Raw genomic sequence first — 21,720 nt, 5'->3', positions numbered from 1 at the left:
GCAGCGGCCGGGGCTGGGTTTCGCGGATCTCGCCGGTGGGTGACAGTATTGTGTATAAAATATTTATTGTCGGAGATCACAGACTCAACCGCGGTGCATGACGCGTCGGGACAGGGTGGTGTTGGCGTGGCCACGAACTCGCTGCAGGCGTATACGGAGACCTCGTCGCGGGCCGACATCCGGGCGTCCTGGACTCGTTCCCGCATGAGCGGATTGCGCGAGGACGCCACGCCCCGGCTCGACATCGACGACAAGGTCACCGACGGCGGGCTGGCGCGCGCCGCGTACCCGGTCCTGCGCCGCACACTCTCCGAGATCGACGGGAGCCGGGTCGCATTGGTGCTCGCCGACCGGTCCGCCCGGCTGGTCGAGGTGCGGGGCGCGACCGCCGCCATCTCCGCCGCCGTCGAACGGGTGGGCCTGGTCCCCGGGGTGCGGCTGAGCGAGGACCGGATCGGCACCAATGCCCTGGGCACCCCGGTGGAGATCCGGCGCAGCCTGCTCGTGCGCGGGCCCGATCACTACATGTCGGTCTTTCGCGACTTCACCTGTTACGGGCACCCGATCTTCCACCCGGTCACCCGGCGGCTCGAAGGCGTACTCGGGATCGGTGGCGAGTTCGAGGAGGACCATCGGCTCTCGGCGCCGCTGGCCAGGCGCATGGTGCGCGATATCGAGGACCGGCTGCTGCGCGACTCGCCGCGGGCGCAGAGCAGGCTGATGGGCGCCTTCCAGGCCGCGGCGAGCCGTCGTGGCAGGCCGATCGTGGTCATCGGAGACGGGCTGGTGCTCGCCACCCCCGCGGCGCTGGATCTGCTCGAACCCGCCGATCACGCGGCCGTCCGGGCCTGCGCCGAGGAGCTGGGTACGGGAACCGCCGAGAGCCATCGCCTCACCCTCGCTTCGGGACGTCAGGTCAGGCTGACCTGCGAGCCGATCGACGGCGCCGACGGCGTCCTGGTCGACATCACCACGGATCGGGTGATCCGGCGGGCGGAGGTGGCCGACCGGACGGTGCGCTGGCCACTGCTGGTCGTCGGCGAAGCGGGCACGGGTCGCAGCACCGAGGCGCACGCCGCCACCGGCCCCGAGGCGATCGTGCTCGACGCGACCGAGATCGTGCTGGTCGGTGAGAAGTCCTGGGCGACAAGGATGGAGCGGGTGCTGGCGAGCCGCGGGCCCGCCGTCGTCGTGGAGAACATCCAGCTGCTCTCCGCGCAGCTCACCGCGCTGCTGGCCCAGCGCCTGCGCGAGACCCGACGCCACGTCGCGCTGACCTCGACGCCCGGCGACCACCTCGACGACCTCCACGCCGCGCTGCCCGCCGTGTGCAACGACCGCAGGGAACTGCTGCCGCTGCGGCGGCGCAGGCACGAGATCCCCGCCCTCGCACAGCATCTGCTCACCGAGGTGTCCGGCCACACCAGGACCAGGTTCACCGCCGAGACACTGCGGGTGCTGGCCGCCCAGCCCTGGCGCGGCAATATCGCCGAACTCCGGCGGGTGGTCGAACTCGCGGCGAACGCGCGCTCGGCGGGCGACATCATCCCGTCCGACCTGCCCGCCTCACATCGCGGCGGACCGGCGCCCAGTTCCCCGTTCCACGAGGCCGAGCGCGACGTCATCGTCGCGGCCATCGAGGCGGCGGGCGGCAACAAACAGCAGGCCGCCAGGGCGCTCGGTGTCAGCCGGTCCACGCTCTACAACCGCATCAGGGCACTGCGTATCGCCTAGCCGTACGCGACGACATCGGCACGCGCCGTGGGGGTGCGTGCCGATGTCGTTGCGTACGTGCAGAATACGAAGGGGCCCCGCCCGTGTAGGGGGCGGGCGGGGCCCTTCTCGGTGGGCTCAGTCGTTCGGGCCGCTGGGGGTGAGCAAGCGCATCACGGTGCCGAAGTCGTCGATCCGATCGACGCCGAGGACCGCCTCGACGACCTGGTCCATCCGGGTCTTCGACAGCACTCCCTCGGCGTTGACGCGGAACTTGGCGACCAGCTCGTCGGTCGTCATCCTGGTGCTCGGATCGGGGGAGGGGCTGCCCTTCGGGTAGGTGCGCTCGGCGCTGAACGTCGTGCCACGGGCGTCGACCTCCACCCGGGTGGGCCGGGCCGAGGGGTGCGTGGACAGTGCCTGGAAGTAGTCCGGGTGCGGCGCGAAGGTGACCTTGTCCATCAGGCCGAGGACCGAGTCGCTGAACACCAGTTCCGGTGCGTGCCACGCCCGGCTGGGCACCACGCGGTGCGCGCCGACCGACAGGCCGTGCGCGATGTCGAATTGCGCGTCGTGGGTCTTCTCGATGACGCGGCTCTGCCACAGCGGATGCATGACCGCGGCCTCGCCCCAGCAGCGGATCGCGTCGATCTCGCCGGGCGCGATGTCGTCGGTCTCGAGGATCTCGGTGAGCGCGTGCAAGGGACCGTGCAGGATCCGGCAGTGCGGGTACGGCTTGTAGGACTGCTCGGTCAGGAAGCGCCATTCGGTGCCGAGCGCGTCGGTGAGGTTCGACGGTTCCCATCGCCGGGTGCCGATGAACCTGCGGAAGCCGACCTCGGCGTCGTCGAGGATCTCCAGGTCGCCGGTGTGGCCCAGCTGGGCCATGTGCACCGCGGTGAGCGTCGCCTGGGTGAGGGTGCCGGCGAGCAGATACTTCAGGGTCGAGCTCGGGGCGTGCTCGATCCACGGCCGCATCGCGTTGACCGGTGCGGTCGCGGCGGCGATGCCCAGCGCGTGCGCGAGAGTCTCGGTGGACTGGCCCGCGAGCTTGCCCGCGGCCGCCGTGCCACCGAAAACGGTGACGCTGTAACCGATCACGGGGGACAGGTCCATCGAGTCGTTCTGCACGTCGCGCAGGTAGTCCATCGACTTGTAGAAGCGATAGGACATCTCGTGCGAGAGCGCGACGGCGGCCAGCACCTCGCGGCCGGATCGGCCACGGCTCTCGGCCATGGCCATCGTGGTGGGCAGCACGTAGGGCGAGACGTGGCCGGGTGGGAGCACGGCGTCGAAGTCGAGGGCGTTGATCAACTCGCCGTTGGCGAAGGCGGCGCCGAAGATCGAGACCCGGTCGGCGGTGCCGATGATCGTGGCGTCACCGTCGGTGCCGCCGGTCAGCCTGCCGTACTCGATGCCGATCTTGCCCTTGGGCTCCTCGACCGCGCCGAGCGCGCAGCCCATCGCGTCGAGCAGCAGGCGCTTGGATTCCTCGACCGCCTCGGGCGGCAGGGTGTCGAAGTCGGCGTTCGTGGTGAACTGCGCCAGCTGCTCGACGATCGTGTCGGCCATGAGTGTCCTCTCGCGGGCGCGGCAGGTCGGGGACCCACCGCTGGATCTTCTCGCATTATATAATATATGGCGAGCCTGGTGGCGTGTTCCGACGGCCGTCGCGGTCAGCGGGGAGCAGGCCGGCGCAGCCAGTAGGCCACGGCCTCGGCGCGGTTCGCCGCGCCGAGTTTGCGCAGGATATGGGTGATGTGGGTTTTCACCGTCGCCTCCGAGATCGCGAGTTCGCGCGCGATCCGGCGGTTGGCCAGGCCCGCGGCCAGCAGGTCGACGACCTCGATCTCGCGCGCCGAGAGTGCGGGTGCCGCGGTGCTCGGCACCGGTCCCGGGCTCAGTATCCGGTCGAACCCGGCGCGCATCGCCGTCAGTCCGTCGAGCAGTAGCGTGCCCGCCATGGCCTGGCCGAGGCCCTCGGCGAACACCGCGAGCATCGCGCGCGCGGTCGGGTCCACCTCGCGACGCTGGAAGTAGAAGTCGCCGTGGACCAGCCCGGCCACCGCGCCGTTCACGATGAGCGGGGCGACGGCGTAGGAGCTGCACCGGGTCATCGTCACGATCGGCCGGACCACGCGGGGATTGTGCTGGACGTCGAAGACCAGGCCCGGCCGGGCGCGGGCGACGATGTCGCTCTCGACGAGCTGTCCGTCCAGGGTCGGCGGCGCTTCGCGGCCCGCGGCGACGACCTCCTCGGCCCACCGCTGATCGTCGGCGATGAACATCGTGTGCATGTTCCACGTCGGGCCGTCGGTGGTCGAGACGAGGGCGCGGTCGAAACCCATGGCTCCCACCGATTCCGCCGCGCGGGTCAACAGCTCGTCGGTGCTGCGGGCGCCGCGCAGCAGTGCGATCGCCTCACCGGTGCGCCGTAGGTCGGCCGCGCCGTCGGGGGCGCGCGCGGCGGCCAGTTCGGCCTCGACGGCGCGGATGCGCGCGAGCAGCGCGGTGGCGCGGGCCAGGTCGGTGGCCGTCGCGGGCTCGGTGACGAGCACGACGACGGCGTCCCAGATCTGGTTCAGCAACTGGGCGACCTCGGCGAGGGAGCGGGGGCCGGGCGGGGTGATCCGGCGGCCGAGCACCTCGGCGGCGTCGGTCAGCACGGCGGACAGGCCGGGCACCGGCTCGACGTCGAGCGGTGTGTCCCGCCGGTGTGTCATCGTCTCGATCGCCACGTGCCAGCTCCCTGTCCTTACCACTGTTGTGCAGAATATTCAATGCATCTGTTGATGTGGGGGTCTTTGCCCGAATCGTTGTCGAACCTGTCCGTTCGCATCGGCCGCTGGTCGGAGCGGAATACGACTTCCGGATGACTGTCCAGGCTAACCCTTGTGATGCGTGACACCGCGTACTTAATATTCTGCCCACCGCCACTGGAGTGACCTGAGTCTCATCGGCGCTCTTCAAATATATCAAGCATTGTGCGTGGCATGGTCTGGGTAAGGAGTAGCAACTATGCGGGGTGTTGTGTTCAACGGGGATCGCGACCTCGAGATCGCCGAATTCGACGATCCGGCGCCGGGTCCCGACGACGCCGTCGTGGCGATGAAGGCCTCCGGCATGTGCGGCAGCGATCTGCGGTTCTACCGCGCCCCGGCGGGCGACGCGCTGGCGGCCTTCGGCCTGTCCGGCGACGGCGGCGGCATCATCGCGGGCCACGAACCCTGCGGGGTGGTCGTCGCGCTCGGCGCGAATGTCGACCAGCGCGCGGTCCGCGTCGGCGACCGGGTGATGATCTACCACTACGACGGTTGTGGCACCTGCGATCGCTGCCGGACGGGCTGGACTCAGATGTGTCAGCGCGGCGCGACCATCTTCGGCGCCACGGCCCACGGTGGCCACGCCGACTTCATCAAGGTGCCTGCGCGGACCCTGGTGCCGCTGCCGGACGAGGTGAGTTTCGCCGCGGGCGCGGCGATTTCGTGCGGTACCGGCACGGCCTACGGCGCGCTGCGCAGGCTGCGGCTCGACGCGTGCGACGCCATCGCGGTCTTCGGCCTCGGCCCGGTCGGGCTCTCGGCGGTGCAGCTGGCCGCGGCCATGGGCGCCGAGGTGATCGCCGTCGACGTCCAGGCCGACCGGGTCGCCAGGGCGAAGGAATTCGGCGCCGTCCACACGATCGACTCCGGCAGCGTCGACGCCGTGACGGCGATCCGGGAGCTGACCGGCGGCGCGGGCGTCAGCTGCGCGCTGGACTGCTCCGGCGCACCGATGGCCCGCGCGGCCGCGGTCAAGTCGGCCGCGCAGTGGGGACGGGTCGCCTTCGTCGGCGAAGGCAACGACGTGACCCTCGACGTGAGCCCGGATGTCATCCGCAAACAGCTCACCATCCTCGGCTCGTACACCTTCTCGATCACCGGACAGGCAGACTGCGCCCGCTTCGTCGCCCGGCACGAGCTCGACGTCGACCGGTTGTTCACCGATCGCTGGCGGCTCGCCGACGCGGCCGTCGCGTACGCGGAGTTCGACAAACAGGCAGGCGGCAAGGCCGTCATCGAGTTCTGAACGGGAGCATCATGACGACGACAACCACCGCGGCGCCCAGTACGCCGCGCCCCGGTCTGCGCGACCGCCTCGGCCGCGCGGAGCAGGCCTATTTCGTTCTCGGCATCACCGTGGTGCTGTGCGTGGTCGGCGCCGCCACCACGCCCGGGTTCCTCACCGCGGGCAACTTCGCCAGCCTGCTGCGGCTCTCGGCCGCGTTCGGGATCCTGGCCGTCGGCGTGGCGATCGTGATCCTGGGCAAGGGCATCGATCTGTCCATCGCCGGTGTCGCGCTCGGCTGCGCGCAGGCCACGCTGGCGATGATGGCGCAGGGCCGACCGGAATGGCAGGCCATCGCGGTGGCCGCGGCGGTCGCGCTGATCGTCGGCCTGGTCAACGGCGTGCTGGTGGCCTATGTCGAGGTGCCGTCGCTGTTCGTCACGCTGGCCACCGGTCTGCTGGTGATCGGCGGTGTCGACGTGCTGCTGCTCGACAGCAACTACTACGCCCTGCCCGGCGGCTCGTGGATCGCCGAACTGAGCAACGGCTCGGTCTTCGGCGTGCCGCGGCCGGTGGTGATCGCCGCCCTGGTCTTCCTGCTGGCCTGGCTGTTCGTCACCTACACCGCCGCGGGCAGGCTGATCCGGGCGATGGGCGACAACTTCGCCACCGCCCGCGCCACCGGCGCCCCGGTGCGTCCGCTGCAGGTGCTGACCTACGTGATCTCCGCGCTGCTCGCGCTGCTGGCCGGGTACCTGACGGTCTCCATCCAGGGCAGCGTGCAGACGACGGTCACCTCCTTCGACCCACTGCTGTTCACCGCGCTCACCGCCACCGTCATCGGCGGCATCTCCCTGGCCGGTGGCCGCGGCTCGATCCTCGGCGTCCTCGCCGGCGCGCTGTTCATCGGCGTGCTCAACAACCTGCTCGTCCTGCACGGGCTCACCTCCGCCGTCCAGGACCTGATCCGCGGCGGCGTCCTGATCGTGGCGATCGCACTCGACGCCTGGCTGCATCCGCGCGACGAGGAAACCGCCAAGAGCGGCGAACTGTGATGTCCGCCTTCGTACCACCCCGTTCTCACAAGGAGTCTTCGACGATGAAGAAAAGAATGATCGCCCTCGCTCTCGCCTCGGTCTCGGCCGTCGTCCTCGCGGGCTGTTCCACCGGTGGACGCACCGCCGCCACCGGACCCGTCGGCGGCGGCGAGCAGGCGTTCGGTGAGAACGTGCAGCTGTTCGACGCGACGCAGCAGGTGCACGAGTCGATGGCGGGCAAGAAGGTCGCCTTCGTGCCCATCCTCTACAAGGGCTACAACCTCACCATGAACTGGGGCGCCTCGATGGAGCGCGCGTTCGGCAACCTCGGGGCCGACTTCCAGGTCTACGACCCCAATTTCGACACCGACAAGATGACCAGGATCATCAGCGACCTGATCGCGCGCAAGGCCGCCGACGTGCTGATCCTGCACAACCCCGACGTGGGTGTGCTGTCCAAGCAGATCGAGGACGCCCAGCGTGCCGGCATCTACACGATCGTGGTCAACATGATCTCGAGCCGCCTCGGTGACGCCTACATCGGCGTGGACAACATCGCCGCCGCCGAGGACATCAGCAAGCGCGCCGTCGCGGACTGCGAGAAGCGCGGTGCCCCCAAGCGTCTGGCGATCATCGACGGCCCCGGCAACGACGCGGCCTCGCTGCTGTGGTCCAAGGGCGTGCACAACGTGCTCGACCCGGCCGGCTTCGAGGTGGTGACCACCGCGCACACCCAGTGGCAGAACTCGCTCGCCCAGCAGGCCGCCGAGTCGATCATCCAGCAGCAGAAGAACAACTTCTGCGGCTTCCTGGTCACCTACGACCTCAACTCGGTCGCCGTCGGTGACGCCGTGCAGAGCGCCGTCTCCCGTGGCGTGATCCCGGCCGACTCGCTGGCCACCTACACGATGGCGACCGACACCCTGTGGTGTGACGCGTTGCGCCAGAACAAGGTGACGGCCTCGGCGTCCTATGACGTGCAGGGCGTCGGCACCGCCGCGGTGGTGACCGCCCAGCAGCTCGTGCAGACCGGCGCGGCCCCCGGCAGCACCCACACCGTGGCCTTCGTCCCGCACACCATCGTGGATCGCGGCAACGTCGACAACACCACGATCGCCTGCTACAAGGGGCAGTGAGCATGGCCCGCGGAATCGACGCCTTCGGGCAGACCGGCGGCACCTGGCGGGACCGGTTCGCGCCGGCCAGGTCGCTGTCGGACCTGTTCGAGAAACGCTGGATGGAAGGCGCTGTGCCGCTGGGCCTGGCCCTGCTGCTGAGCCTGCTGTTCGTCCTGCTCACCCCGGTCGGCCCGGCCGACACCCCGATCATCATGGACGAGGTGTCGGAGAAGGGACTGCTCGCCATCGGCCTCACCGTCGTGCTGGTGGCGGGCGGGATCGACCTGTCGGTGGGCTCGATGGTGGGGCTCACCGCGATCGGGGCGATGGTGGCCTCGCGTGCCTGGGACTGGCCGATGGCGGTCGTCGCGCCGGGCACCATCGTCTTCGGTGCCCTGCTCGGCGGTGTGAACGGCTACTTCATCGCGTTCCGGAAGATGCGGCCGTTCATCACCACGCTGGTCACCCTGGTGGCCTTCGGCGGTGCGGCCGCCGCGCTGCAGTCGGCCTACAGCTTCGACCTGAGCATGCCGAAACCCGATATCGTCTGGGACTTCCTGGGCGAGGGCACCATCGCGACCGTGCCGACCGGGTGGGTGTTCTTCCTCGCGGTGCTGGTCGTCGTCCACGTCGGGCTGACCCGGTCCCGGTGGGGCTGGTGGGTCTCCGCGGTGGGCAGCGACCGGCGCTCCGCGCGCCGCAACGGCATTCCCGTCGACCGGGTCACCTTCCTGGTCTACGTGCTCTCCGGCACGCTGGCCGGGCTGGCCGCGCTGCTCACCTCGGCGCGGGTCGGGCGCACCGACCCCGACATCGGGCAGGGCTGGGAGATCATCGCGCTCACCGCGGTCGTGCTCGGCGGCGTGAGCCTCAAGGGCGGGCGCGGCTCGGTCCTGCGGGCCACCGTCGGCATCATCGTCGTGCAGGTGATCCAGCAGGCCACCGTCGCGATGCGGCTCGAAGGTTCCTACTACACCGTGATTCTCGCGACGGCGCTGCTCGTGTTCGCCGTGCTGGATCTGCAGTGGGGCAAGTACCGGCAGCGCACCGCCGACAAGCTGAAGATCGATCCCGGCCGGATCACCCTCGGCCCGCTGGTCGACGTCACCGCGCCGGGCACCGTCTGGACGATCAACGACACGATGACCGCCGCCCCGCCCATCGGCCTCGGCAAGATCGAGGGCGCCGAGGACTGCGCCGTCGACACCGAGGGCAACGTCTACTGCGGTGACCGCCGCGGCTGGGTGTGGAAGTTCGGCCCCGACAATCCCGACGAGGGCGAGATCTTCGCGCGCACCGGCGGTTTCCCGCTCGGGCACGGCTGGGACCGGGACGGTCGCCTGCTGGTCGCGGTCGGCGGCATGGGCGTCTACCGGCTCTCGCCCGACGGCGAATCCGAGCCGGTGGCCACCAAGGTCGCGCGCAGCCGGTTCTCGCTGCTCGACGATTCGGGTCTGCGCGCCGTCGACGATCTCGATGTCGCGCCCGACGGCTCGATCTACGTCTCCGACTTCTCCACCCGCACCAACGCGGCCGAGTACCTGGTCGAGCTGGTGGAATCGCGGGCCAACGGCCGTGTGGTCCGGATCGATCCGGACGGTAGCACCGAGGTCGTCGTATCGAACAGCGTGTTCCCCAACGGCATCTGCACCGCGCACGACGGCCAGTCGATCCTCATCACGAGCACCGGCCTGTGCCGGGTCGACCGGCTCTGGATCGCGGGGCCGAAGCAGGGGCAGCTGGAGCCGGTGCTGGAGAACCTGCCCGGCAATCCCGACAACCTCAACCGCTCCTCCGACGGCAACTACTGGCTGCCGTTCGTCTCGATGCGGACGCCGATGTCGGACCTGCTCAATCGCTATCCGGCGGTGCGCAGGCGGATGACCCAGGAGGTGCCGCTGGACAGCTGGGTGGTGCCGCAGCTCAACGTGTCCTGCGTGATGAAGTTCAACGATCGCGGCGAAATCCTGCGGGTGCTGTGGGATTCGTCGCTGGCGAACTACCCGATGGTGACCGCCGTCAAGGAACGCGCCGGACAGCTCTACCTGTGCGGCGTCAGCAACAACCGCATCGGCAAGCTGACCCTGGACCCCGGCGAGGTCGGATCGATCGATCCGGCCGCGGTCCCCGGTCTGCTCGTGCCGGGCCGATCGATGGCGGAGGTCGAGGGATGAACCGCACGCTCAGCACCCTGAAGGAATGGCTGAACCCGGACTGGGCACGGCACCGCACGGTGCCGCCGTTCGAAGCGGGACTGCGGCCGAACCGCAGGCTCGACGAGGGCGCCGCACTGCTGCCCGCCGGCGACTTCGAGCCCGACGATCTGCTGATCCGTGAATCCGGTGACGTCGTGTTCTCCAGCGGTGACACCGTTTTCACGCTGACCGGCGCGGTGATCACCCCGCTGGCCGCCCTCGGCGGGCAGGTCGGCGCCCTGCTCGCGGTCGGCGCGAGCGTGATCGCCGCGGTCGACGGCGTCGGCCTGGTGAACATCGACGCCGCGGGCGCCGCCCGCGACCTGTGCACCGACCCGCTCGTGGCGTCGTGTGTCACCGACCTGGCCCTGCTGCCCGACGGCACCGTGCTGGTCACGGTCGGGTCGAGCACCGCCGGGGACTGGGCGGCCGCGCTGGTCGCCGACGACCGGACCGGACGCGTCGTGCGCGTCGAGGGTGCCAGGGCCGAGCTCGTGGCCGACGGCCTCGGCTGGCCCGCGGGCATCGAGAGCGCTTCGGACACCGAGGTCCTGCTGTCGCTGAGCTTCGAGCACCGCATCGAGCGCCGCGCGACGGCGGCGCTGGGCACCCGGGGCACGCCGGTGGGCGCGAACCTGCCGGTCTATCCCGGCCGGATCACCGCGACGGCCGACGGGTGGTGGGTCGCGGCGCCGTACGCGCGCAACCGGTTCACCGAACTGCTGCTCGACGAACCGGAGCTGCTCCACGAGATGACCGCGACGATCCGTCCGGACCAGTGGTTCGTCCCCCGGCTGCGCTGCCCGAACCCCTACACCGACACCCTGCAGCTCGGTCAGCTGCGGGTGCTCGGGGTGATCAAACCCTGGGCCCCGGCCCGGTCCTACGGCCTGGCGTTCCGGCTCGACCGCCGGGGCCGGATCGCCGAGAGCGTGCACTCGCGCGCCGACGGCGACCGGCACGGGATCACCGGCGTCGCGTCCCGTGACGGCCGAATCCTGGTGGCGGCGCTCGGTTTCCGCAACGTGGTCGAGCCGCAGACAGCGAACGAAAGGTGAGTACCGTGACGCAGAGCGACACCGCTGTCGCCACGGAGCCGGTCATCCGGCTCACGGGGGTCAGCAAGCACTACAGCGGAACCTACGCGTTGCGCGATGTCGACTTCGAGGTCAGGCCGGGGGAGATCCACGCCCTGCTCGGCGAGAACGGCGCGGGCAAATCCACCCTCGTCAAGGTGATCTCGGGGGCGATCGGGCACGACGCGGGCACCCTGCTCGTCACCGGGCGGACGCGCAACTTCACCGCGCCCAAGGAATCCGCGCAGGCCGGGGTCGCGATGGTGTACCAGGAGGGCTCGCTGGTCGAGTCGATGACGGTGGCCCAGAATCTGTTCCTCGGTGACGAGCAGCCCTTCAACAACCTCTCGCAGCTCAACGTCGTGGCGCGAGAACTGCTGGAGTCGCACAACTTCCACATCCGGCCGGAGGTACCCGCCGGTGCGCTCGGCATCGCGCAGAAGCAGATGGTCGAGATCGCGCGCGCGGTGCACCGCGACGCCAAGGTGGTGATCCTCGACGAACCCACCGCCTCGGTGACGCCGGAGGAACGATTGCAGCTGTTCCTGTCGATGCGCCGGCTCAAGCGCCAGGGCATCGGCGTCGTGTTCATCACCCACATGCTCGACGAGGCGTTCGAGGAAGCCGACCGGATCACCGTCCTGCGCGACGGCGAGGTCCAGGGCACCCTCGACAAACCCGATTTCGACCGCACCGAGGTGGTGCGGATGATGGTCGGGCGCAGCGTGGAATATCAACGGGTGCCGCCGAATCGGGAGCCGGACCCGGCGCCGGTGCTCGAGGTCGACGACATCACGCTGCTGCCGGTGGTGCGCAATATGTCGTTCTCGGCCCACGCCGGCGAGATCGTCGGCATCTACGGCCTGGTCGGCGCGGGCCGCAGCGAGACGGCGATGATCGTCGGCGGCGTGGTCAAACGCAGGCGGTTGCGGGGCGGCAAGGTCCGGCTCGCCGGCCGGGAGGTGCGCTTCCGCACGCCGCGGCACGCGCGCCGGGCCGGGATCGTCTACATCACCGAGGACCGCAAGGCCTCCGGGTTCTTCGGCCACTTCTCGATCGCCGACAACATCTACTTCGGGCACCTGTGCAGCGCGGCCCGGTTGCCGCTGCTGGTGCGCCCGGGGGAGCGGAAGTCGGTGGCGCAGCGGTTCGTCGAGCGATTCCATGTCCGCACCCTGCGGCCGGAACGCGCGAAACTCGAGGAGCTCAGCGGCGGCAACCAGCAGAAGGTGGTGCTGGCCAAGGGGCTCACCCGGCAGCCGCTGGTGGCGATCATCGACGAGCCGACGCGCGGTGTCGACCTCGGCACCATCACCGAGATCCACGCCATGATCCGGGCGCTGGCCGACGACGGTGTGGCGGTGGTGGTGATCTCGTCGTACCTGCCCGAGATCCGCGCCCTGTCGGACCGGATCCTGGTCGCCAAACAGGGCAGCATCGTCGCGGAGTTCGATCCCGCCGAGGCCGACGACGAGAAGCTGATGTTCGCCGCGGTGCACTGAGGGGAAGGATTCGTCCCACCCCGCTGTGCGCACCCCCTATCAATGTCAAGAAAAAGTATTACGGATCATATATTGTGCGCTATTGTGACCTGCATCGCTCGGCACAGTCGCCGTCGTGGAGCGTTGAAGGAGAACACAGATGGTCCGTCCCACCCCGCGCAGACGCAGCGGCCTCTTCGTGGTCATGCTCTGCTTTCTCACGATCGTGGCCGACGGCTACGACCTGATCGTCTACGGCGCCACGGTGCCCAGCCTGCTGGAGGAACCCGGCTGGGGGATGAGCAAGGCGGCAGCCGGCCTCATCGGCAGCTGGACGCTGGTCGGCCTGATGGTCGGTTTCCTGGTGGCCGGGCCGCTGGCCGACCGGATCGGGCGCCGCAAGATCATGCTGGCCGGCGTCGCCTGGTTCTCCCTCGGCTGCGCGATCTGCGCGGTCGCGACGTCGCCCGAATTCCTCGGTGCCGCACGGTTCTTCACCGGGATCGGCCTGGGCGGTGTGGTGCCCTCGGCCGTCGCGCTGACCGCGGAGTTCGCCCCGCGCAACCGCAAGCAGATCTACAACGGCCTCATGCTGACCGGCTACTCCTTCGGCGGCATCATCGCCTCGCTCGCGGCCATCGCGCTGCTGCCCGACCACGGCTGGCGGGTGCTCTACGGCATCGGCGCGGTGTGCGTGATTGTGCTGCCGGTGATGTACTTCTGGCTGCCCGAATCGGTGAACTACCTGGTGGCGCGGGGACGTGACGACGAGGCGGCCGAACTGGCCACGACCTACGGCCTCGACCTCGACGTGATCCGTGCCGAACAGCGGGCCCAGGTCGTGGCCACCGAGCAGGGCGCCGAGCGGTCCGGCGGCTATCGCCAGTTGCTGACCGGCGAATACCTGCCGTCACTGCTGCTGTTCGTCGTCGTCTGCTTCTGCGGGCAGCTGATCGGCTACGGCCTGAGCACCTGGCTGCCGCAGATCATGCGCCAGGCCGGGTACCCGCTGGGCTCGTCGCTGCAGTTCCTGCTCGTGCTCCAGGTGGGCGCGGTGGTCGGCATGATCGGCGGCTCGCTGCTGGCCGACCGCTTCGGCTCCAAACGCGTTCTCGTCCCGTTCTTCCTGATCGGCGCGATCTCGCTGCTCGTCCTGAGCCGCAAGGTCGACACCGCGGTGCTGATGGTCGCGGTGGCGGGCGCCGGGCTCGGTTCCATCGGGTCCAGCTCGCTGACCTACGGCTACATCGCGGCGCGCTATCCCGCGTCCTGCCGTGGCTCGGCCGTCGGCGCGGCCATGGGGCTGGGCCGGGTGGGATCGATCCTCGGCCCGATGGTGGGTGGCTGGATTCTCGGATCGTCGCTGGCCGCGTACTGGAACTTCTACGCCTTCGCGGTCCCGGCGGTGCTCGCGGCGATCATCGTGATCCTGCTGCCCGGTGCCACCTCGGCGGGTGTGGCGGAGCCGGTCGCCGAGCCGAAGCCGGCCAACCGTGATCTGGTGGTGGAAGCGGGCTGATCGGATGGATCTCCCCGGGGCGACTGCTCCGGGGAGATCCGGCAGCGCTTCGGGAAAACGGTTAGGCGTCGGCGGGCAGGCGAGGCAGGCCGAGCTGTTCACAGCGCCGCACCAGTGGGGCGAGGAGCCGATCGGCCTCGGTCGAGCGGCCCGCCGCTCGCAGCGTCGCGCCGAGCAGCAGACTCGCGCGCACCCCGGCCAGAGGCCTGCGCTCGGCGTCGACACCGGCCACCAGGGTTTCGGCGCGCTCGACCGCGAGTTCGTGCCGATCGGCGGCCACCAGCAGCCGGATCGCGGAGTCCTCGTCGAGTTCGTCGATGGCGGTGGCGATTCCGTCCTCGCGCCGGATCGTACGCGGGCGGGTGATCTCCGCGACGACGGCGGGCTCGAGGGGCACGCCGAGGCGCACCTGTTCATTGCGGACGCGGGCCGCCAAGCGTGGCAGGTGCAGGCGTTCGGCATGGATCATGCCCTCGTCGAGCAGGCCGAGCGCGCCGTCCCGGTCCCCACGGAGCGCGCGCACCCTGGCGCCGGTCGCGTAGGTGGCCAGGATGAAGTCGACTCCCCCGCCGCCCTCCGTGGACAGCTCCCTGCTCTGTTCCAGGAGCTGGGCGGCGGACTCCGGATCGCCTGTCTCGTACCGCAATCCGCCGAGCAGGGCACCCGCCAGACGGGTCGCGTGCGCGGCCGGGCCCATCGTCGACCGCGCGGTGTCGTAGGCGGTCGTCAACAGCTCGGTGGCTCCGGCGACATCGAGCTGTTCCCAGGCGGCGAGCCCCGCGTAGCAGCGCCCGTAGACGGTCAGGAACGGTCCGCTCACCTCGTGATACGGCGCGGCCCAGAGCTGCCAGCGGCGGGCCTTGTCGAAATCGAAGCTGTGCAGCGCCACATAGGTGGCGATATTGGCCGCCACCCCGGGAATGCGCGGCGAGAAGTCGTCGGGGCGGGCCAGCGCATCGCCGATCAGGCCGTCCAGCACCGACACCCGGTCGGTGAACATCTCCCCGACACTGATCGCGACATCGGCCTCGGTGCGCATATCGGTGCGATCCGGCTCGGCGGGCTCGGCGGCGGCCATGGCGGTGTCGAAGCGGGCGATGGTGGTGGCGGTGGCCGTCGGGCGGCGCAGCACCAGATCGATCCAGATGCCGAACAGCTGGATCCGGGGTCTGACCCGGCACACGGCGGCGGGCAGTTTGGCCAGAATGCCCTGCAGCATCATCATTCTCGATCGCTCGAGCAGATAGCCCGCGCCCTCTTCGACGAGATCCGCCGCGCGCTCGGGGTCCCCGGCGGCCAGGGCGTGCTCGACCGCGTCGTTGAGCAGATGATGCCGGGCGAACCAGGCCGCCGCCCGCAGTCGTAGCGGTGCGATCTCGGTCGGCCGGTCCTGGGACAGCCTGCGGCACAGGTAACCGGCGAACAGCTGGTGGTAGCGGTACCACTCGTGGTCCGGGCCCGTCGGCAGCAGGAACAGCCCGCGATCGGCGAGATCGGCGAGCAGGTCGGCGGCGTCGGCGCGCCCGGTGAGCGCGGTCGCCAGGCCGCCGCAGATCCGCTCGCAGATCGAGGTCGTCATGAGGAAGTCGAGGGTGTCGGGATCGAGGGTGTCGAGCACGTTCTCGGCGAGGAACGCCCCGATATCGGGATGCAGGGCGAGACTGTCGAGCAGGTGCTCGGGCGCCTCGCCCGCGCGCAGCGACAGCACCGTCAGCTGGAGTGCCGCGATCCAGCCGTCGGTGGCGCGGGCCAGTCCGGCGACCTCGTCGGCCGTCAGGTGCACGCCACCGGCCTCGGCCAGGAACGCGCGCACCTCGTCGGGATCGAAACGGAGTGTGGCGGCGTCGATCTCGGCGAGCTCACCGTGGATGCGCAGGCGGCTCAGCGGCAGTTCGAGCCGCGCGGTGCTGGTGACGACCAGCGGCAGGTGGTGGCAGCCGTGTTCGAGCAGGAACCGGATGGCCGCCACCGAGTCCGCGCCGGTGACGCGCTGCCAGTCGTCGAGGACCAGCGTCACCCGCTGGTCGTTGGTGTGCAGGCCGTCGACGAGCGCGGTGAGCACGGCGCGGGTCGGGTCGTCGGGGTTGGCTTCGAGCAGCCGGTCGAGGTCGTCGGCGAGGTCGGGGACGGCGGGCCGCAGCGCCTCGGCCAGGTGGGTGAGGAACCAGGCGACGTTGTCGTCGTCCTCGTCGACGGTCAGCCAGGCGACCGCGGCACCGTGCTCGATCAGCTCGTCGTGCCACTGCGCGGCCAGCGTGGTCTTGCCGAAACCACTGGGCGCGTGGATGGCGGTGAGCCGGGTGCGTTCGCTGGTGCGCAGGTGCTCGAGCAGGCGTTTCCTGGCCAGGGTGGCACGCGCGGGGGTCGGCGGCCGGTATTTGGTGGCCGGTGTCGGTGGGGCGGTGGTCCGTTCGTGCGTGCGCGGCGGCAGCGGCGCGGGTGCCGTCGCCGGGCGCACCGTGCTCGGGATCCGCAGGATGTCGACCTCGCCGCCGGTGCTGCGCTGGGCCTCGCGCAGTTCCGCGCCGAGCGCGGCGGCGCTGTCGGGCCGATCGGCGGGATCGGTGGCCATCGCGTGCTCGATGACGGCCCTGACCTCGTCGGGCACGTCCTGATCGGTGAGATCGGGCCCCGGCTGCGCCGACACCCGCAGGAACTGCGACAGCACCTGCTCGCCGACCCGCCGCTCGTAGGCGACATGGCCGGTGAGCGCGCAGAACAGGGTCGCGCCGAGGCCGTACACATCGGCGGCCGGGGTCGCCTGCCCACCGCGCAGCACCTCCGGGGCGGCGAACGCGGGGGAGCCGGTGACGACGCCGGTCGTCGTGTGGAATCCGCCCTGGATCCGGGCGATCCCGAAATCGGTGAGTTCCGGCTCGTTGTAGTCGCTGAGCAGGATGTTGGACGGCTTCACGTCGCGGTGCAGGATGCCGGCCCGGTGCGCGGTCTCGAGCGCGCCCGCCATCTTCACCCCCAGCCGCAGGGTCGCCGCCCAATCGAGGGGGCCGACGGAGTGGATGCGCTGTTCGAGCGAGCCGCGCGCGTGATACGGCATCACCAGATACGGATGCCCGCCGTGCGTGGTGCCCGCCTGGAACACCGCGACGATGTGCGGGTGGCCGGAGAGCCTGCCCATCGCCTGCTGCTCACGGACGAAACGTTGCAGCCCGTCGGCGTCCAGCTCGGCGGTGAGGACCTTGACGGCGACCACCCGGTCCAGATCGGGCTGCGCGCACCGGTACACCACACCGAAACCGCCGCGCCCGATCTCCTCGGCGTCCTCGAAGCCCTCGGCGGTCAGTTCCGCCGCGATGCCCGAGGCCGAGCTGCGTTGAGTCGGCAGGTTGTCGGCCATTTCGGCTCGATTCGGTCACGGCCACTCGGCGGTGCGCTGGTGCGCTCGCCTCTATCGAGGATAGCCCGCCGATCGCCGGTATTCGACGACGTCAGGTGCGTTTCGGCCGCCAGTGCAGCCACCGGTAGCGCGCCCGTTCGCGCGGTGTCATCCCGCCCCAGATGCCGTGCGGTTCGTTGGCGGCGACGGCGTGGTCACGGCAGTGTGTCAGCACCGGGCACTGCGCGCAGATCCGCTTGGCGGCCAGCATCTTGCGCGGTTCGTGACCGGTGTCGTAGAACTCGTTGACATCGTGCGCCCGGCAGACGGCGTGCATCTGCCAGGCCCAGGTCTCCGCGCGCGGGGCGGGTAGTCGCAGCGCGTACACACCGACCCGGCTCATGCCCGATCCCCGGCGGCGACCCGCCGGGCGCGCCGGTGCGCGGCGGCGGCCAGTTCGTGTTCGCGGGCGCTGTCCGGACCGCCGAGACCGGCCAGGTGCTCGTGCAACCGTGCCTTCGCCGCGTACCAGGCGGCCAGCGATTCCGGGCCTGCGCCACGGGCGGGGCGGCTCAGGCACAGCGCGGTCATTTCGATCAGCACGTTCATGGTCGGGTCCTTCGGCGTCAAATATTACGCATAATATTTTATTGAGTGTCGCATGGTCCTGACCTGCGCGTCAACGGTTCGGTGCCGCGGTGCGGTGCGCGGCCGGTTCGGCGAAGAACGTGGGCAGGTCGACGGCATGATGCGCGTTGGCCAGCGCCGATACCGTCGCGGTACCGAAGACGCCGGAGCGATCGAACGCCGCGGCGGTCCCCACGGCGATCCCCGCGTCCTCTCTGCGATCGATGGCGGCGAAGCCCACCCCGTCGCCCTCGGGCAGGCGCGCCAGCGCCAGGGTGATGTCGGCGTTGATGAACTCGAGTCCGTTGCCGCCGAGGTTGGCCACGACATTCACCACATCGGCGATCCCGGCGGCCAGCTGGAACGGGGTGATCGGTTCGTCCTCGACCACCGGGATCGGCTCGTGCCAGATCTGGGTGCGGTGATCGTTCTGCGCCTGCGCTGCCTCGCCCCACCCGGTCGCCGCGCTGAAGTAGAGCCGGTGCTGACCGGGCGCCATCGGGGTGCCGGGGGCCGGTGGCCGCGGCTGGACGCCGCCTGACCAGACCGCACCGGCGGGGCTCCGACTCGGTGCCAGGAACAGGGCGGTTCCCCGTGCGACCGGCCGGTCGTCCTGCCGCAGGACGGTGTCGATCAGGCACAGGCGCCGGCCTTCCCGGACGATGGTCGCCGAGGTGGTGCAGGGCAGCCGCATCCTGGCGGGCCGGAACAGATCGAGGGTCCAGCGGGCCGGACGCAGGTCGGTGCGGCCGATGCGGTCGAGGGCGTGTTCGGCCTCGCGGGCCAGGGCGGAGCTGACGGCGAGGCCGCGCAGCTGTCCTTCGCCCCACCCGCTGGCCGCCTCGGCCTGGGGGATCAAGGTGATCCCCGCGCGGCTGTCCTGTGTGCGGAAGAAGGCCGATGTCATGCGTGTCCCTCCGAGGTTGGCAGATATTAAATATATGATATTGTCTGATGGTAGCCACGATACCTCCCGAGGTCCTGCTGACCCCCTGCCAGGGGGCCTCGGGCCGCGGCGTCGATCACCGTCCGGTGATCGACGCCGTTTCCATGGGGCGGCACTGCGCTTTCGCGCGTTCTAGACGCATAATGCATAACGTGCCGAACGACAATGATCGCCGCCTGTCCGATTCGACGTCGCGGGATCTGCCCCGCCGCGCGAACTCGCAGCGTCAGCAGCTCTCCGAAGACGTCGCCAGCTACGTTCGGGAGCTGATCATCTCCGGCCGCGTGCGCTCGGGCGAGTTCCTGCGTGCCGAGCCGATCGCCGAGGCCGTCGGCGTCAGCAACACACCGGTGCGCGAGGGCCTGCTGCTGCTGAGCGGCGAGGGTTTCGTCGAGCTCGTTCCCCGGCGCGGGTTCATGGTCTCGGCCTTCAGCAGGCAGGACGTGCGCGATCTGTTCTGGGCGCAGGCCACCCTGGCCGGTGAGCTGGCCGCGCGCGCGGCGAAATCCATCTCGCCGCGCCAGCTCGCGCACCTGGCCGACATCATCGCCGAGCACGAGCAGGCGGTCGCCGACGGCGCCGATCTGGATCGCATCGTGGCGCTCGGGCACGAGTTCCATCGCACCGTCAACCTCGCCGCCGACTCGCGCAGGCTGGCGCTGCTGCTGCGCTCGATCGTCAAGCAGCTGCCGAACCGGTTCTACGGCAACATCGAAGGCCACGCCAACGAGTCGCTGGACTTCCATCCGGCCATTCTCGAGGCGCTGCAGAAGGGGCGCGCCAAGGCCGCGAGCAGCCTGATGCGCGACCACATCATGTCCGGCGCCGACGAGCTCATCGCGATGCTGGAGAAGCAGGGCATGTGGTCGGAGCCGGAGAAGTCCACCGCCTGAGCGGAGGTGTCCAGAAATCTGGACACTCGTCCTGGCGGTTCGCGCGCAGCATGGGTGACGCAGCACACCCACTGCAGCGAACCGACAGGAAAGGCACCGTTCAACGATGAGCACCCCCGATCAGGCCACCAAGGATCTCGCCGAGAACTGGATCAAGGCCCTCGTCGACATCGATCTGTTCACCGAGATCAGCACCGAAGACTGCCTCGTGTGGCACAGTGCCGACGACAAGTGGGTCACCGTCGCCGACGCGGTCGCGGCCGTGTACGAGCGATCCGGCGACGGACCCGTGCCTGCCTTCGCCTCCGTCGGCATCACCTACACCGAGAACGGCTTCTTCCACGAGTGCACCACCGAGGTCACGATCGGTGGTCAGGAGATGAAGCTGCACCTGCTGCAGATCGTCGAGGTCCGCGACGGCAAGGCCGCGCGGGTCCGCGAGTACATCGGCCCGGAGATGGGCGTGCAGCCCTGATCCTGGGTGGTCGGCCGTAGGGGCCGGTGTCGGTGATCGTGCGATCGCCGACACCGGCCCCTGTCGGTTGTCAGGGGGTCAGGACCACCACCGGTCCGTCGGACATGATCACGCCGGTGTCGGCGGCGGGTCGCCCGGACGGGACGAGGCTGCCGTCGGGGCGGATCGTGTAGGTGTGCACCCGGGTCGTCACCTGCGCGGTGAGGACGTCGACGAGGTAGAGGGTCGTGCCGTCGGGGTGCAGCGCCACCTGGCCGGGCAGGGTGCCGCCGGGACCGGCGTACGGTGAGCCCAGCAGTTCGGTGAGGCGGCCGTCGTCGTGCACGTCGAAGCCGGCGATCGAGGTGCCCATCGCGTTGGGGACGTAGAGCCGCGTGCCGTCGGCGGTCGGCACGGCGCCGTGCGGGACGCCGTGGGTCGGGTAGGGGGAGCCGGGCGTCGGTGTCAATCGGCCGTCCTCGCCGACGGCGAAGCCGGACAGGCCGAAGCCGAATTCGTTGCTCACGTACAGGTATCGCCCGTCGGGGGTGAATCCGGGCGCGACCGGACCGAGCTCCACCGCGGTGGCGCCCAGCGGCGTCAGGGCGCCGTCGGGCGCGATCGCGTAGGTGGACAGCGTGTTTCCGAGATAGGTGACTACTCGCAGGAAACGGCCGCTGGGATCGACCCGGGCCATGCCGACGGCGCTGAAGCCGTCCACCGGCACGGCGGTCGCGCCGGTCGCAACGAGCTCGCCCGAGGGTGTCACCGCGAACGACTCGACATGGCCGGGCGCACCGCCGACGACCACGAACAGCCGGGTGCCGTCCGGGCTGAGGGCCGCCGAGGTCGGCGGGCCGCCGACGGTGATGTCGGCGCCGGGAATCGGGCGCAGCGCGCCGTCGTCGTCCAGGCGATAGCCGCTGACGCCGGCATCACCCGCGTGCGGGACGTAGACGGTCCGTCCGTCCGGTGCGACGACCAGCGACAGGACGCCGAAGCCGGTGGGAAACGGGCTGCCGGGCACGGTCGACAGCGTGCCGTCGTCGGCGACGCGCAGGACGCTGATCCCCATCGACGCGGTGCCCGCGGTGATCAGGAAGCGGGACGAGGCGGCGGCGGTGACCGGCGCCGGCCAGCTCACCGTGGTGCACAGCACGGTGAGGAAAGCCAGTGCGGCGCAACGGAAGAACCGGCCGCGAGAGTGGAGGGTGGGTGGCGAAGCCATCGAACGATCTCCTCGATGAGATGTGAAAGGGTGATCTGCCTGCCCGGCAGAT

General features: G+C 70.2%; 17 protein-coding genes. 10 read left to right on the top strand and 7 right to left on the bottom strand.

The features are described from left to right. The first annotated feature begins 126 nt into the window (after positions 1-126). Complete coding sequence (locus ACFYWJ_RS27415) at positions 127-1,734, top strand: helix-turn-helix domain-containing protein (protein ID WP_355282383.1); 1,608 nt, start codon at positions 127-129, stop codon at positions 1,732-1,734. A gap of 117 nt (positions 1,735-1,851) precedes the next feature. Here the strand turns inward: ACFYWJ_RS27415 and ACFYWJ_RS27410 are convergent, their stop codons facing one another. Both ACFYWJ_RS27410 and ACFYWJ_RS27405 read right to left on the bottom strand, forming a co-directional pair. Continuing rightward, positions 1,852-3,285, bottom strand: a complete 1,434-nt coding sequence (locus ACFYWJ_RS27410; RefSeq protein ID WP_355282385.1) for an MmgE/PrpD family protein — start codon at positions 3,283-3,285, stop codon at positions 1,852-1,854. Positions 3,286-3,389: 104 nt separating this feature from the next. Further along, positions 3,390-4,451, bottom strand: a complete 1,062-nt coding sequence (locus ACFYWJ_RS27405) for a response regulator transcription factor (RefSeq protein ID WP_355282388.1) — start codon at positions 4,449-4,451, stop codon at positions 3,390-3,392. Positions 4,452-4,731: 280 nt separating this feature from the next. On the opposite strand from ACFYWJ_RS27405, the gene ACFYWJ_RS27400 reads away from it, so the two are divergent. The 7 genes from ACFYWJ_RS27400 to ACFYWJ_RS27370 all read left to right on the top strand — a co-directional run bounded on the left by ACFYWJ_RS27400 (position 4,732) and on the right by ACFYWJ_RS27370 (position 14,186). Further along, complete coding sequence (locus ACFYWJ_RS27400) at positions 4,732-5,781, top strand: zinc-binding dehydrogenase (RefSeq protein WP_355282391.1); 1,050 nt, start codon at positions 4,732-4,734, stop codon at positions 5,779-5,781. An 11-nt stretch (positions 5,782-5,792) separates the two neighbouring features. Further along, positions 5,793-6,815 (top strand): ABC transporter permease, encoded by a 1,023-nt coding sequence (locus tag ACFYWJ_RS27395; protein ID WP_355282394.1) that lies wholly within the window; start codon positions 5,793-5,795, stop codon positions 6,813-6,815. A gap of 44 nt (positions 6,816-6,859) precedes the next feature. Then, entirely contained in the window at positions 6,860-7,933 is a 1,074-nt protein-coding gene (locus ACFYWJ_RS27390; RefSeq protein ID WP_355282397.1) for a substrate-binding domain-containing protein, read from the top strand. A gap of 2 nt (positions 7,934-7,935) precedes the next feature. Further along, the gene (locus tag ACFYWJ_RS27385) at positions 7,936-10,089 is read left to right on the top strand and encodes an SMP-30/gluconolactonase/LRE family protein (protein ID WP_355282400.1); all 2,154 of its coding nucleotides are present in this window, start codon (positions 7,936-7,938) and stop codon (positions 10,087-10,089) included. Beyond that, a complete protein-coding gene (locus ACFYWJ_RS27380; RefSeq protein WP_355282402.1) occupies positions 10,086-11,168 on the top strand; it encodes a hypothetical protein in 1,083 nt (360 codons plus the stop codon). Before ACFYWJ_RS27385 ends, ACFYWJ_RS27380 begins: the two co-directional genes overlap by 4 nt. A 5-nt stretch (positions 11,169-11,173) precedes the next feature. Then, positions 11,174-12,688 carry a sugar ABC transporter ATP-binding protein gene (locus ACFYWJ_RS27375; protein ID WP_355282405.1) on the top strand — a complete coding sequence of 505 codons (1,515 nt, stop codon included), beginning with the start codon at positions 11,174-11,176 and terminating at the stop codon, positions 12,686-12,688. Positions 12,689-12,827: 139 nt separating this feature from the next. Next, entirely contained in the window at positions 12,828-14,186 is a 1,359-nt protein-coding gene (locus ACFYWJ_RS27370) for an aromatic acid/H+ symport family MFS transporter (RefSeq protein ID WP_355282408.1), read from the top strand. Positions 14,187-14,247: 61 nt separating this feature from the next. On the opposite strand, the gene ACFYWJ_RS27365 is transcribed toward ACFYWJ_RS27370, so the two are convergent. The 4 genes from ACFYWJ_RS27365 to ACFYWJ_RS27350 form a co-directional block, all read right to left on the bottom strand. After that, a complete protein-coding gene (locus ACFYWJ_RS27365; protein WP_355282410.1) occupies positions 14,248-17,541 on the bottom strand; it encodes a protein kinase in 3,294 nt (1,097 codons plus the stop codon). A 91-nt stretch (positions 17,542-17,632) separates the two neighbouring features. Then, positions 17,633-17,923: a WhiB family transcriptional regulator gene (locus ACFYWJ_RS27360; protein ID WP_355282413.1), complete on the bottom strand. Its 291-nt coding sequence runs from the start codon at positions 17,921-17,923 to the stop codon at positions 17,633-17,635. Further along, a complete protein-coding gene (locus ACFYWJ_RS27355) occupies positions 17,920-18,129 on the bottom strand; it encodes a hypothetical protein (protein WP_355282415.1) in 210 nt (69 codons plus the stop codon). Before ACFYWJ_RS27355 ends, ACFYWJ_RS27360 begins: the two co-directional genes overlap by 4 nt. Before the next feature lie 70 nt (positions 18,130-18,199). Continuing rightward, a complete protein-coding gene (locus tag ACFYWJ_RS27350; protein WP_355282418.1) occupies positions 18,200-19,054 on the bottom strand; it encodes an acyl-CoA thioesterase domain-containing protein in 855 nt (284 codons plus the stop codon). Positions 19,055-19,293: 239 nt separating this feature from the next. On the opposite strand from ACFYWJ_RS27350, the gene ACFYWJ_RS27345 reads away from it, so the two are divergent. Next, the gene (locus ACFYWJ_RS27345; protein WP_378832100.1) at positions 19,294-19,986 is read left to right on the top strand and encodes a GntR family transcriptional regulator; all 693 of its coding nucleotides are present in this window, start codon (positions 19,294-19,296) and stop codon (positions 19,984-19,986) included. A 106-nt stretch (positions 19,987-20,092) separates the two neighbouring features. Then, complete coding sequence (locus tag ACFYWJ_RS27340; RefSeq protein ID WP_355282419.1) at positions 20,093-20,461, top strand: hypothetical protein; 369 nt, start codon at positions 20,093-20,095, stop codon at positions 20,459-20,461. A gap of 70 nt (positions 20,462-20,531) precedes the next feature. Here ACFYWJ_RS27340 and ACFYWJ_RS27335 read toward each other — a convergent pair whose 3' ends face one another. Further along, entirely contained in the window at positions 20,532-21,668 is a 1,137-nt protein-coding gene (locus ACFYWJ_RS27335; protein WP_355282421.1) for a beta-propeller fold lactonase family protein, read from the bottom strand. Positions 21,669-21,720 lie beyond the last annotated feature (52 nt).

The sequence above is a fragment of the Nocardia sp. NPDC003269 genome, assembly GCF_042888005.1.
Taxonomy (GTDB): domain Bacteria; phylum Actinomycetota; class Actinomycetes; order Mycobacteriales; family Mycobacteriaceae; genus Nocardia.
The sequence above is the reverse complement of the archived record's forward strand: the minus strand, read 5'-3'. Positions and strand labels throughout refer to the sequence as shown.

What these genes read in the sequence shown, in the direction of transcription:
- ACFYWJ_RS27410 (WP_355282385.1), bottom strand. Translation starts at nt 3,285, where the DNA reads ATGGCCGACACGATCGTCGAGCAGCTGGCGCAGTTCACCACGAACGCC.
- ACFYWJ_RS27400 (WP_355282391.1), top strand. Translation starts at nt 4,732, where the DNA reads ATGCGGGGTGTTGTGTTCAACGGGGATCGCGACCTCGAGATCGCCGAA.
- ACFYWJ_RS27395 (WP_355282394.1), top strand. Translation starts at nt 5,793, where the DNA reads ATGACGACGACAACCACCGCGGCGCCCAGTACGCCGCGCCCCGGTCTG.
- ACFYWJ_RS27390 (WP_355282397.1), top strand. Translation starts at nt 6,860, where the DNA reads ATGAAGAAAAGAATGATCGCCCTCGCTCTCGCCTCGGTCTCGGCCGTC.
- ACFYWJ_RS27385 (WP_355282400.1), top strand. Translation starts at nt 7,936, where the DNA reads ATGGCCCGCGGAATCGACGCCTTCGGGCAGACCGGCGGCACCTGGCGG.
- ACFYWJ_RS27380 (WP_355282402.1), top strand. Translation starts at nt 10,086, where the DNA reads ATGAACCGCACGCTCAGCACCCTGAAGGAATGGCTGAACCCGGACTGG.
- ACFYWJ_RS27370 (WP_355282408.1), top strand. Translation starts at nt 12,828, where the DNA reads ATGGTCCGTCCCACCCCGCGCAGACGCAGCGGCCTCTTCGTGGTCATG.
- ACFYWJ_RS27365 (WP_355282410.1), bottom strand. Translation starts at nt 17,541, where the DNA reads ATGGCCGACAACCTGCCGACTCAACGCAGCTCGGCCTCGGGCATCGCG.
- ACFYWJ_RS27360 (WP_355282413.1), bottom strand. Translation starts at nt 17,923, where the DNA reads ATGAGCCGGGTCGGTGTGTACGCGCTGCGACTACCCGCCCCGCGCGCG.
- ACFYWJ_RS27355 (WP_355282415.1), bottom strand. Translation starts at nt 18,129, where the DNA reads ATGAACGTGCTGATCGAAATGACCGCGCTGTGCCTGAGCCGCCCCGCC.
- ACFYWJ_RS27350 (WP_355282418.1), bottom strand. Translation starts at nt 19,054, where the DNA reads ATGACATCGGCCTTCTTCCGCACACAGGACAGCCGCGCGGGGATCACC.
- ACFYWJ_RS27340 (WP_355282419.1), top strand. Translation starts at nt 20,093, where the DNA reads ATGAGCACCCCCGATCAGGCCACCAAGGATCTCGCCGAGAACTGGATC.
- ACFYWJ_RS27335 (WP_355282421.1), bottom strand. Translation starts at nt 21,668, where the DNA reads ATGGCTTCGCCACCCACCCTCCACTCTCGCGGCCGGTTCTTCCGTTGC.